8 protein-coding genes, 1 tRNA gene and 1 riboswitch are annotated in these 11,606 nt (G+C 72.1%); of the genes, 4 read left to right on the top strand and 5 right to left on the bottom strand.

Annotated features, from left to right (window positions below; all coding sequences use genetic code 11):
• Nucleotides 1-124: 124 nt before the first annotated feature.
• From SS2_RS14710 to SS2_RS14700, 3 genes are all read left to right on the top strand, one after another.
• Entirely contained in the window at nt 125-853 is a 729-nt protein-coding gene (locus SS2_RS14710) for an iron-dependent transcriptional repressor DtxR (RefSeq protein WP_066465402.1), read from the top strand.
• Nucleotides 854-980: 127 nt separating this feature from the next.
• Nucleotides 981-1,143, top strand: a riboswitch (cyclic di-AMP (ydaO/yuaA leader).
• The gene (locus SS2_RS14705; RefSeq protein WP_066465400.1) at nt 1,142-1,981 is read left to right on the top strand and encodes a C40 family peptidase; all 840 of its coding nucleotides are present in this window, start codon (nt 1,142-1,144) and stop codon (nt 1,979-1,981) included. Its footprint overlaps the riboswitch before it by 2 nt.
• 192 nt (nt 1,982-2,173) lie before the next feature.
• On the top strand, nt 2,174-3,091 hold the full coding sequence (locus SS2_RS14700) for a universal stress protein (protein ID WP_066465397.1): 918 nt from the start codon (nt 2,174-2,176) through the stop codon (nt 3,089-3,091).
• A gap of 81 nt (nt 3,092-3,172) precedes the next feature.
• Here the strand turns inward: SS2_RS14700 and rocD are convergent, their stop codons facing one another.
• The 5 genes from rocD to SS2_RS14675 all read right to left on the bottom strand — a co-directional run bounded on the left by rocD (nt 3,173) and on the right by SS2_RS14675 (nt 6,496).
• Entirely contained in the window at nt 3,173-4,450 is a 1,278-nt protein-coding gene (gene rocD / locus SS2_RS14695) for an ornithine--oxo-acid transaminase (protein WP_066465395.1), read from the bottom strand.
• 33 nt (nt 4,451-4,483) lie between these two features.
• On the bottom strand, nt 4,484-4,981 hold the full coding sequence (locus tag SS2_RS14690; protein WP_066465390.1) for an SRPBCC family protein: 498 nt from the start codon (nt 4,979-4,981) through the stop codon (nt 4,484-4,486).
• On the bottom strand, nt 4,978-5,802 hold the full coding sequence (locus tag SS2_RS14685; RefSeq protein WP_066465389.1) for a hypothetical protein: 825 nt from the start codon (nt 5,800-5,802) through the stop codon (nt 4,978-4,980). The genes SS2_RS14690 and SS2_RS14685 overlap by 4 nt, the downstream gene beginning before the upstream one ends.
• Entirely contained in the window at nt 5,799-6,311 is a 513-nt protein-coding gene (locus SS2_RS14680) for an OsmC family protein (protein WP_083942280.1), read from the bottom strand. The genes SS2_RS14685 and SS2_RS14680 overlap by 4 nt, the downstream gene beginning before the upstream one ends.
• Nucleotides 6,312-6,420: 109 nt before the next feature.
• Nucleotides 6,421-6,496, bottom strand: a tRNA-Arg gene (locus tag SS2_RS14675).
• 510 nt (nt 6,497-7,006) lie between these two features.
• On the opposite strand from SS2_RS14675, the gene SS2_RS14670 reads away from it, so the two are divergent.
• Nucleotides 7,007-11,254 (top strand): PDDEXK-like endonuclease domain-containing protein, encoded by a 4,248-nt coding sequence (locus SS2_RS14670; protein ID WP_066465388.1) that lies wholly within the window; start codon nt 7,007-7,009, stop codon nt 11,252-11,254.
• Nucleotides 11,255-11,606 lie beyond the last annotated feature (352 nt).

Here is an 11,606-nt window from a genome sequence, read left to right as displayed (position 1 = left end):
ACCTTACGCGTTCGCCCGCGAGGTACGCGCTGGCCTGCGTACAGGAGAGATAAGGTGGGCGTAGATACGTGTGAACGACGCTGCTTGGCGTCGCTCGAGGCCATCTGACGCACTGGAGGACCGCGTGAGCGACCTGATCGACACCACCGAGATGTACCTGCGGACGATCTACGAGCTGGCAGAAGAAGGAATCATCCCGCTGCGCGCGCGTATCGCCGAGCGCCTGGGTCACTCGGGCCCCACCGTCTCTCAGACCGTTGCGCGGATGGAGCGTGACGGTCTGGTCGTCGTCAGCGGCGACCGCCACCTCGAGCTCACCGAGGTGGGCCACAACAAGGCGATGCGGGTCATGCGCAAGCACCGCCTCGCCGAGCGTCTGCTCACCGACGTCATCGGCCTGGACTGGGAGTTCGTCCACGAGGAGGCCTGCCGCTGGGAGCACGTGATGAGCGACCGGGTCGAGAAGCGTCTGGTGGACCTGCTGGATCACCCGAGCTTCTCCCCGTACGGCAACCCGATCCCCGGGCTGGCCGAGCTCGGCGACGCCGCCCCCGAGGTGGGATTCCTCGACGGCGTGCTGTCCCTCCCGGCCTTCGTCGCCCGCTCCGCGGTCGAGGCGGGCCCCCTGCCCGACGCCGTCCCGATGGTCGCCACGGTCGCTCGCCTGGGCGAGCCGCTGCAGACCGACGTGGAGCTGCTGGGGCGTCTCGCGGCCGCCGGGGTCAAGCCCGGAGGGGTGATTCGCATCGAGTCTCTCGAGCGTGGAGCAGGCATCTCGGTGACCTCTGAGGGCGCAGATGTGGTGCTTGACCTGCCCGAGGAAGTCTCGCGGCACATCTTCGTGGCGCGCTGACCGCACCAACACGCAGAAACTCGTCGTAATCAGAACGTGACATCCGGTGTTCACCTGATGTACCTTCGACTTGCTTCCTCGGATTAACCGCCGGGGAAGTGCTTGAGCGGACGCCAAACCCTGCCACCGCTCAAGGTTGCCTACAACCCGCTGGCAGGGACGGGGGACCCAAATCTGGGCGCTGCTCGCAGCGTCCTTGGGGTGAAGCCCTACGAACTCCGGTTCGCAGGGCCGGGTGTACTCCTACCCGAACCCGACAGCTGACCTCGCAGGCGTATTGGAGCAAACATGACTTCTAGCACCACTCGTGCCCGCCACCGCGCGGCACGGCGGCCGATCACGCCGCTGACGATGCTGGCAAGCGCTGCGTCCGACAACGTCATCTCTGTCGGCAAGCGTTCAGCCATCGTCGCTGCATCCTCGGGACTCCTTGTCTCGCTGATGGCAGCAGCCCCCGCCTCCGCAGCGAACATCACCAGTGATGCAGCGGTCGCCTCGGTCGACGTCGCAGCTCTCGCCTCCGAGGCGCGCGCCGCACTGAGCACCGCACCCACCGTCACGGTCGCGGCCGACGCGTCCTGGACCGTGGAGCAGACCGAGATCTCGGTCACCCCGGCTCCTGAGCCCGTCAAGGTCGTCACGCCGACGCGTACGGCGGTTGCCGCCTCGCGGACCGCCGAGCGCACCTCCCCGGCTGCGGCGACCTCTACGGCCACCGCCACCGCAGCTGCGACCACCGAGGCGGCTCCGGCCGTCCAGGCTGCTGCTCCGGCGACCGCAGCACCCGCCTCCGCAGCGGGCAGCTCCATCATCGACATCGCCAGCCGTTACGTGGGCGTCCCGTACGTCTCCGGTGGGTCCACCCCCAACGGTTTCGACTGCTCGGGCTTCACGTCTTACGTCTTCGCCCAGGCCGGCATCTCTCTGCCGCGCACCTCGGGTGAGCAGCGCAACGCCGGCACGGTCATCTCCCGTGACCAGGCTCAGCCGGGCGATCTGATCTTCTCGCCTGGACACATCGCGATCTACGCCGGTGGCAACACCCAGATCGACGCGCCGCGCCCCGGCAAGACGATCCAGTTCCGCGACATCTGGCAGTCGAACCCGGTCTTCATCCGGATCGGCTGAACCAGTAGCACCGTGCATGAGTGAAGAACCCGAGCCGCCCAGCGGCTCGGGTTCTTTGCGTCTGCGGGGTATGCCGTGAGCAGAGAGGACTCCCGGCGCCATCGGCGTCGGGAATGCCCCTGCTCAGCGTCATGACCGGGTAATGTCTACTACAAGCACAGTCACTGATACGTCCTGCAGAGGGAGTTCACGATGTCGCACGCAGATGCCATCCTTGTCGGTGTCGACGGCTCGGCGTCGAGCCTGCACGCGCTGGACTGGGCCACCGCCCAAGCCGCCCGCAGCGGGTTGCCGCTGACCGTCGTGTGCACCTACTCCTTGCCCTCCTTCGCTGCGGCGTCCCTCGACGGCGGGTACGCCGCCCTGGACGACTCCGCGATCCAGGAAGGGGCCCGTGCGGTCCTCGACGAGGCCAAGGAGCGCGCTGCCCGCGCCGGCGTGGACGTGACCACCCAGATCGCCACCGGCGACGCTGCCGGGGTGCTCGTGGAGATGTCGCGCAGCTACTCGCTCGCAGTCGTGGGGACCCGCGGCCGGGGCGGCTTCGCCGAACGGCTCCTCGGCACGGTGTCCTCAGCCCTGCCCGCGCACGCTCACTGCCCCACGGTGGTGGTGCCCTTCCGCGGCGACGACGACTCCGGCGCCACCGCCAAGGTCCAGCCACTGCGACGGATCGTCGTCGGCGTCGACGGGTCGCCGTCCGCCTACGGTGCGCTGCACGTGGCGATCCAGCAGGCCCGGCTCTGGGACGCCGAGCTCGTCGCTGTCGCTGGTGTCCCGGTGGGCTCGGGGGCGGGGCTGCTCGCCTGGCTGCCGGCCGCGATCGACCACGAGCAGGTGCTCTCCGACGTCACCGACGGGCTCAACACGATCGTCGACAAGGCCGAGGCGGCCAACCCGGGCGTGACGATCCGACGGATCGTGCTCGACGGGACCGGCGCCGAGCTGCTCACCGAGTTCTCCAACGCGAGCGACCTGCTCGTCGTCGGCTCGCGCGGGCGGGGCGGCTTCGCCGGTCTGCTGCTCGGCTCGACCAGCCAGGCCGTGCTGCACCACTCCCAGTGCCCGGTCCTCGTGGTCAACAAGCGCTGCGACGTCCCCGCGGACTGACCCTGGAACTGGCGCCGCAGGCTGAGCGCGCCGCGGCACCGCGGGGTCCCGTGGGGTCTCAGCGACGCCAGCGCGACCGCGTCACAGCTCCTCGCTCGCCTCCCGTGACTCGAGCACCTGCCGGAGCCGGTCCACGCCGAGGTCCAGGTCCTCGGCGTCGATGGTCAGGGCGGGGGAGAGGCGGACGGTCGCGCCGTGGGTGTCCTTGATGAGCACCCCCACCTCCGCCAGCGCACGGCACAGGTCCCGTCCCGACCCCCAGCCGGGCATCAGGTCGATCCCTGCCCACAGGCCCGCTCCGCGCACCTCGGCGACGAGCTCGTCGGTCACCAGGTCGTCCAGACGCGTCTGCAGGTGGTCCCCGAGCACCCGCGCGCGCTCCTGCACCTCGCCGGTGGCCAGCAGGTCCACCACCGCGAGGCCGACCGCGCAGGCCAGCGGGCTTCCCCCGAAGGTCGACCCGTGGGTCCCCGGGGTGAACACCTCCAGCACGTCCGCCCGCCCGACGACGGCGCTCACCGGCACGATCCCGCCGCCCAGGGCCTTGCCCAGGGTCACCAGGTCCGGCCGCACGTCCCACAGGTCGCAGGCCAGCGTGGTGCCGGTGCGTCCCAGCCCGGACTGGACCTCGTCGGCGATGAGCAGGATGCCTGCGTCGTCGCACACCGAGCGCAGGCTCGCCCAGAAGCCCGGCGGAGGCACGACGACACCGGCCTCGCCCTGGATGGGCTCCATGAGCACCGCCACCGTGCTCTCGTCGATCGCGTCGGCCACGGCCTGGGCGTCTCCGAAGGGCACCACCCGGAAGCCGGGGGTGTACGGCCCGTACCCTTCGCGCGCCTCGGGGTCTGAGGACAGGGAGACCATCGTCGTGGTGCGCCCGTGGAAGTTCCCCGCCGCGACGATGATCGTCGGTTCAGCCACCCCGCGCTCGTGCCCCCACTTGCGGGCTGCCTTGACGGCCGTCTCGACCGCCTCGGCGCCGGTGTTCATCGGCACCATCATGGGAGAGGTGCCCTCCAGGGCCAGAGAGTCCGCCGTCAGTGCGCACAGCGCCTCGGTGAAGGGCTCCAGCCGGTCGTGCATGAAGGCCCGCGACGTGAGGCAGACCCGGTCGAGCTGGGCGGTGACGGCGGCCAGCAGCGCCGGGTGACGATGACCGAAGTTCAGCGCGGAGTAGCCCGCGAGCATGTCCAGGTACCGCTCACCCGAGGTGTCGGTCACCCAGGACCCCTGCGCGGTGGCGATGGTCACCGGGAGCGGGTCGTAGTTGTGCGCCAGTCGCGCGGCGTGCGCCACCGCGACGTGCGGGGCTGGCTGCGGGACTGACTGCGGGGCTACGGAGTGCGGGACTGCCATGTCTCCTCCTGGTGGACCGGTCCTGCGGGTGGGTCAGCCCGGCGGACGCGCTGCGACCTCACGAGCGAACCGGGCCAGGGCGAGCCGCATCATCGCGGCCAGCACCGGTCCGACGACGGCCCGGGTCACCCGGGCCGGCAACGGTCCCGCCAGGTACGCATCTTCCCACCAGATCGCACGCGAGCGGTGCTCGCCGAGCGGTTGGACGGTGATGCCAGCAGTCCCGAGCAGCACCGGCCCCGCCTTGCGCAGGGTCATGGACAGCTCGGTCAGCTCCGTCACCACCATCCGGTCGGGCATGGCCGGCCCGGAGACCATGGTGAACCGTGCGCCCACCGGCAGCGGGCCCTCCGGTGCCGACGGCAGGACGGCGCGGGTGAGCGGGATCCACCGGCTGTGGTTGCGCACGTCGGCGAGGATGCGGAAGGTCGTCGCCGCGTCGAGGTCGACGTCGCGGCTCACGCTGACGCGACGCGGCGCGGGATCCCGGGATCGCAGCCGCGCCAGGAGCGCCGGCGTCGTCTCGGTCACGGCGCGGGTGGTGCGGGCGGCTGCTCGACGACCACCGTCGAGTCCTTCGAGCCCTTCGGTCCCACCGGGGAGGCGAAGGTGGCCGGAGGGGGTCCGAAGGCGCGGGTGGTCTGGCGGATGACGGTGCGCGAGAGCGCCCGGCCACCCAGCACGCCCACGGCGGCACCGATCCCGAAGGGGATCACCCGGCCCAGCGCCAGCGAGCTCTGCTTGACGACCATCCGCTTGACGTACCGGCCGGTCAGGACCTGGTTGACCTGCCGGATGGTCGAGGTGGGCATGGCGGTGAGCAGCACCGTCCCCCAGGCGGCCACCGGCTTGCCGGAGACCTCGGCGACGGCGCGTGCGCCCGAGTCGCCCAGCACCGCGGCGAGCAGCAGGGCGCGCCGCCGCTCGACGTCGTGCACCTCGATGCCATGGACCTCGGCGACGGCGAGGGCGTAGGCCGAGGACGCGGTGAAGAAGGCCGCGATGTCCGCTGTGCTCAGAGCCAGGCTCACCCCGGTGCCCACGCCGGGGAGCACGGCGGCCGTGCCCACGGCCCCGCCCGTGCCCTGCATGAAGAGGGTGTACCGGCGGGTGAGCAGGTCGATGATGCGCTGCGGGGAGGCCTCGGGGTTGCGCCGACGCAGGCTGTCCACGTGGGCGCGGATGGTCGACGCCGGGATGGTCACCGCCTGGTCGATCGCGTCGTCGAGCAGCGGGGTGCGCCGCGCGGACGCGGCGAGGGCGCCGCGGCGCGACTCATCGCCGTCCTTGGGTGGCTGCCCCTGGACGGCGTACGACGCCTTCGGAGCGGCGTCCTGGCGCCCGCGCTTCATGAGGACGCGCCTGCCGGTTCGTCGACCGAGTGGATGTCCAGCTCGATCGTCGCGCCAGCCTTGAGGGTGCGGCCGACCGTGCAGGACTGGTCGATCGCGCGGGTGACGACGGTGATGAGGCGCTCACGAGCAGCCTCGTCCAGGGAGCTCAGGTCGACCTCGAGGCGCTCGACGAGGGTGGGGTAGCGGTCCTCCTCGGCGTCCTTGACCCCCGAGACGTGGATCGTGGCGGGGTAGTCGTCGCCGAGGCGGCGGGCAAAGGCGGCGTCGGAGGACAGGCCGGTGCAGGCAGCGAGGGCGATCTTCAGGAGCTCACCAGGGGTGAAGGTCTCGTCGGCCTGGGAGCCACCGATCTGGACCACACCACCACGCTCGGAGTAGCCGACGTACCGGCGGGTGCCGGTCCGCTCGATCCACAGCGCCGGCTGATCGGCGGCCGGCTGATCGGCACGATGCTCGGGGGCAGGTTCGCGGACGGGTTCGCGGGAGATCACTGTCGCATCAGTCATGCAGTCGATTCTTGCACCCGACCCGCGACAGGGGCGAGAGTTTGAGACGCCGAGATTATCTCGGAGCCCCGTGGCACCTCATCTACGCGCCTGACCTCGATGAACATCCTGGTGCGCCCGGGCAGATTCGAACTGCCGACACCCGCTTTAGGAGAGCGGTGCTCTATCCCCTGAGCTACGGGCGCGTGAGCCTGATCAGGGTACCCGATGTGCGGACAGGACAGGGGTGACAGGGGCTCTGCGGTGTCGCTCAGCCAACATTGACTCCGCTGACGGGAGAGGGCACACTTTCACACGACAGTGCGTGCCGCCTGCCCCCTGCGCGGCACGCACTGTTCTCATCTCCGGACGTGACCATTGGCTGACCAGGGAGTTTGCCCCCGTCCCGGACGGCCGGCCACGAGCGGTCGCGACGCACACCGTGGCGTCGAGCGGCAGCCGACCGTCCCCGCCCCACGTCCGCTGATCCGTCGCCGGCGTTCCTCTCCAGCCGATGCCCCCAGCGGCCTGCAGCTCTCCGCGCCACCGGTTGACCGGCCGTCGGCGCGTCAGGGCTCTTTTCTCCGCCCGGCCCGTTAGCGTGCCAGGGTGACACGTCCCGGTCGCGAGCACGCGCCGGGGCACCGGGGCGCCTCCTTGAACCGGACGCGGGTGCGCTCCTCCACGCCAGACCCGTCCACGGAGAGAACCCCGACATGACTCAGAGCACCGCGACCGACCAGTCCGCGGCAGGCGCCCCGCTCGACCCGACCGCGGGAGCAGGCGCCCACGCCGCTCCCACGATCGTCAAGCCAGCGACCACCGGGGACATCGTCGGAGCAGCCGTCGACAGGTGGCGGACCACCCTCGTCGCGCTCGCAGGCGGCTCGACGCTGGCCGACGTCTCCCTGCTCGGCGACGCCGTGCTCGACCTCACCGCCGCACACCCCTCCGGCATCGCCCAGCTCTTCGCCGGCCGCAGCACCCGCCTGGCCAACGTCTTCCGCGAGGGCAGCTCGCTGCCGGTGGCCCGGCGTCGGGCACGGGCTGTTGCGCAGCGGTCGCAGGAGCAGGGAGAGCGGTTCGGCATCGCACCGACCTACCTGGCCATCGGCGTCGCGACGTGGACCGAGCAGGTCGTCGACGAGGCCGCCGACGACGTCGCGGCCCTCGCCCGGGTGACCGGCGGCCAGCCCGCAGGGCAGGGCGTGTACGACGACGCCCCGGCTCACGACACCGTCCGCACCGTCCGCGCACCGGTCCTGCTGCGTCCGATCACCATCGTCGCCCGCGGCGGTGGGGAGTCCGACTACGAGCTCACCCTCGAGCCGACCGCGGAGATCAACCCCGTCCTGGCCCGGGCGCTGCGCTCGCGCGGTGCCCTGCTGGACCCCGCCGCGCTGGCTCGCGGTGCGTTCACCGGCTCCGGCTTCGACCCGTCCACCGCGCTGGACCGCATCAACTCCCTCGGCGGGGCGGTCCTGAGCGACTTCGCCATGGTCGACAAGCTCCTCGTGGGCACCTTCGTGCACCCGGGGCAGATGCTCGTCGACGACCTGGACGACCTGCTCGTCGGGCTGGAACGCCACGAGATCATCGCCGCGCTGGCCGGTGACCCGGCAGCGATCGAGTCGCTCTCCCAGCCGGTGCAGACCCCGCACACCGGTGACGCCGAGCCGAACATGGAGCGCGGCGTCGGTGACCTCGACCCCTCCGGGCGTGCCGTGCTCGACGCCCTGGCCACCGGAAGCCACCTGTTCATCGACGCCCCCGTCGGCGCCGACTCCACCGGCGCGATCGCCGCGGTGGTCGCCGAGGCGGCCGCGATCGGGCGCAGCGTCCTCTACGTCCCCGGTCACCGGCGCGCCGCCGACGCGCTGAGCCTGCGCCTGGCCGAGCTCGGCCTGGACGACCTCGTCCTCGACGTCACCCCGCAGCCGAGCTGGCGCTCCGGCGTCTCGCGCCGGCTGCTCGGGGCGATGACCCTGGAGGCGCCGCCGATCGACGCCGCTGCCCTGGCTGACCTGCGCCTGCAGCTCGTGGAGACCCGGACCCGGCTGACCCGCACGATGGACGGCCTGCACCAGGTGCGCGCGCCGTGGGGCATCTCCGCCTACGACGCACTGCAGGCCCTCGCCCGCCTCACCTCCGAGCGGCCGTCCCCGGCCACGCTGGTCCGGCTCGAGGCGGGACCGCTCGCGCGGATCGCCGCCACCCGCGCCGCCGTCGGGGGCGACCTCGTCCGGGCAGCCAACCTCGAGGCCTTCACCCTGCGCCCCACGTCCACCCCGTGGTTCGGGGCGGACCTGGAGACTGACGCGGCGGCGACCGACGTCGTGGAGCGGATCACCCGGCTGCTCGACCGCACCCTCAACGACCTGCGCACGCAGCTCGGCACTGTCGCCGAGGAGACCGGGGTGCTCCAGCCCCGCAGCGTGAGCCAGTGGGGTGAGCAGCTGACCATGCTCGCGGGCATGCGCACCACCCTCGACGTGTTCCAGCCGATGGTCTTCGAGCGGACCGCCGACGACCTCGTCGCGGCGACCGCGACGCGCCAGTGGCGCACCGAGAACGGGATCGAGATGAGCGGTCTGCACCGGCGCCGTCTGGTCAAGCGCGCCAAGGACATGATCCGCCCGGGCACCCGCATCGCCGACCTGCACGCCGGGCTCCTGGAGGTGCAGGCCCAGCGCGAGACGTGGGCTGCGCACTGCCCCAGCGGCGGCTGGCCGCGCCTGCCCGAAGGGCTCGCCGGGATGGAGGCCACCTACGCCTCCGTCGTCGCCGACCTCACCGCGCTCGACGCCGTGCTGGCCACCACCCCGGGCGGTGCGGGCCTGGCTGACCTCCCGCTGGGCGACCTCACCGAGCGCCTGCAGAAGCTCCTCGACGACCGCGCCGCGCTCACCAGCCTGCCCGAGCGCACCCGGCTCATGCGCGAGCTGGCCTTCGTGGGCCTCGGGCCGCTGCTCGACGACCTGGCCGCCCGCCGGGTCGAGGTGGGCCTCGTGGAGGCCGAGCTAGACCTCGCCTGGTGGAGCTCCGTGTTCGAGCAGATCCTTGCCGCGGACCCGCACCTTGCGGAGGTCGACGGGCAGGGGATCGAGGCGCTCGCGGACCGGTTCCGCCGCCTCGACCGGGCGCACGTGGCCTCCCTGAGCACCCCCGTGCGAGCCGCGGCGATCAACCAGATCCACGGCGCTCTGCGGGACAACCGCGACCAGGCCGAGGGCCTGTTCGCCCAGCTCGTCGAAGAGTCCCTGACCAGCGTGCGCGCCGCTCATGAGGAGTTCGGGGACGTGCTGCGCAAGCTGCGCCCCTGCCTCATCGCCTCGCCCACCCTGGTCCCGCACCTGCTGCCCGCCCACCGCACGGTCGACCTCGTCATCCTCGACGCGGCCCAGCACCTGCCGGTCGAGTCGGTCCTCTCGGCGATCGCCCGCGGACGTCAGGTGGTCGTCGTCGGCGACGCCCGCTGCGCCTCCGGCGAGGCGGTGCCGGCCCTGGCAGCCCTGCTGCCCACGGTCGCCCTGGCCGGTGACGCCTCACGACGGGACCCGCTGCTGACGGCATTCCTCATCGACAACGGCTACGAGGGCGTGCTGCGGCCCATGCCGCTGCCCTCGGCCGAACGCCTGGTCACCTTCGACGCAGTCGACGGCGCGGGTATGCCCGACGCCGTCTCCGGCGCCGTCGAGTCCACCCAGGTGGAGGTGGACCGGGTGGTGGAGCTGGCGATCACGCACGCCCTCGACCGCCCCGAGGAGTCCCTCGCGATCATCACCGGATCCCGGGTGCACGCCGACCGGGTGCGGGAGGCGATCTTGTCCCAGGTCCGCCAGAACGCCGCGCTCGGGCCGTTCTTCGACCCGCGTCGGCGCGAGCCGGTCGTCATCACCGACCTCAAGAGCGTCGCCGGTCTCACCCGTGAGGCCGTCATCTTCTCGGTGGGCTTCGGGCGGACCCCGCACGGACGGGTGCTGCACCGCTTCGGCGACATCTCCGGTCCCTCCGGCCAGGCGCTCCTGCTCAACGCCGTCGGCGCGACCCGCCGTCGGCTGTCCGTGGTCAGCTGCTTCGGCGCCGAGGACCTCGACCCTGAGCGGTTGCGCGGCACCGGTGCGCAGCTCCTGGGTGCGCTCCTCGACTTCGCTGAGCACCGCACCGACCCGCACTCTGCCCAGGCGTCGCAGGACGCGGCGTCTCAGCCCGCCCAGCCGCACCCTGACCGGTTGGTCATCGACCTCGCCGAGCGGCTGTGGCGCACCGGCCTGACCGTCGAGACCCAGCACGGGGCCGACGGCGGCGAGCGGATCCCGCTCGTCGTGGGGCACCCCAACCTGCCCGGTGAGCTGCTCGTTGCTGTGCTCACCGACGACGCCCGGTACACCGACGAACCGAGCATCAGGGTCCGTGACCGCCAGCGCGCCGAGCGGCTCGAGCGCCTGGGCTGGCACGTCATCCAGGTGTGGTCGGTCTCGCTGTTCCTCGACCCGGAGGGTCAGGCGAACCGCATCCGCGAGGCCGTCTTCGAGATCGAGTCCCGACGCCGTGCCGCCCTCGAGCCGGTCACCGGCGCGCTGCCGATGGTCACCTTGGACGACGCGGCCCTGGGCGTGCTCGAGGACGCCCAGGGCACCGGGGCGGAGGACCTCGTCGACCCGTCGGCGCCGGTCGCCGCACCGGTGGGTACCGGTGCCGGGGTGGCTCCGGCCGGTGGGATGACGCTGGGGGCTCGCGCGACTGCTCGGACTGAGCGTCCGGACGTCGAGCCGGGCCTGCCGATCTCTGCCTACGGCGACAACGAGCTCGACGAGCTCGTCGCCTGGATCGCCAGCGACCACGTGGTGCGCGACGAGGAGCAGCTGGCCGGCGCGCTGCGCGCCGAGCTGGGTGTCACGCGACGCAACACCCGGGTGGACACTGCGGTCGCCGGCGCGGTGCGTCGTCTGCTCGGTGGATGATTGAGGGCATGGACGGACAGCACGACAGCACAGCAGCGGAACGACCAGCAGGGCCGGCGGCATCGCCGGGGACCGGGCAGGCTCGGCCGCGGCGGCACCGTCGGGTCGTGCGCCCGGGGGCCGAGACCGAGGCCGTGTCGGGGTTGAGCGGGGACGAGACACCGGCCGGGTGGTCGGAGTCGCAGGCCTCTCGCGACGACAGCAACGACGACCAGCTGCGACGGGACGTCCCACCGCACTGGTGAGGTGGGCGGGGGCGCTGAGACGCGCATGACTCGCCTGACACGTACGACGAGCGCATCACGCATCACGCATCACGCATCACGCACCACGCACGACGAGCGGGCGACCT

The organism is Sanguibacter suarezii NBRC 16159 (assembly GCF_001552735.1).
Lineage (GTDB): Bacteria > Actinomycetota > Actinomycetes > Actinomycetales > Cellulomonadaceae > Sanguibacter > Sanguibacter suarezii.
This window is presented reverse-complemented; position numbering and strand designations above follow the sequence as displayed.

Bases quoted from the DNA above. Each gene is read 5' to 3' on its own strand.
- SS2_RS14705 (WP_066465400.1), top strand. From the start codon at position 1,142: ATGACTTCTAGCACCACTCGTGCCCGCCACCGCGCGGCACGGCGGCCG.
- SS2_RS14700 (WP_066465397.1), top strand. From the start codon at position 2,174: ATGTCGCACGCAGATGCCATCCTTGTCGGTGTCGACGGCTCGGCGTCG.
- rocD (WP_066465395.1), bottom strand. From the start codon at position 4,450: ATGGCAGTCCCGCACTCCGTAGCCCCGCAGTCAGTCCCGCAGCCAGCC.
- SS2_RS14685 (WP_066465389.1), bottom strand. From the start codon at position 5,802: ATGAAGCGCGGGCGCCAGGACGCCGCTCCGAAGGCGTCGTACGCCGTC.
- SS2_RS14680 (WP_083942280.1), bottom strand. From the start codon at position 6,311: ATGACTGATGCGACAGTGATCTCCCGCGAACCCGTCCGCGAACCTGCC.
- SS2_RS14670 (WP_066465388.1), top strand. From the start codon at position 7,007: ATGACTCAGAGCACCGCGACCGACCAGTCCGCGGCAGGCGCCCCGCTC.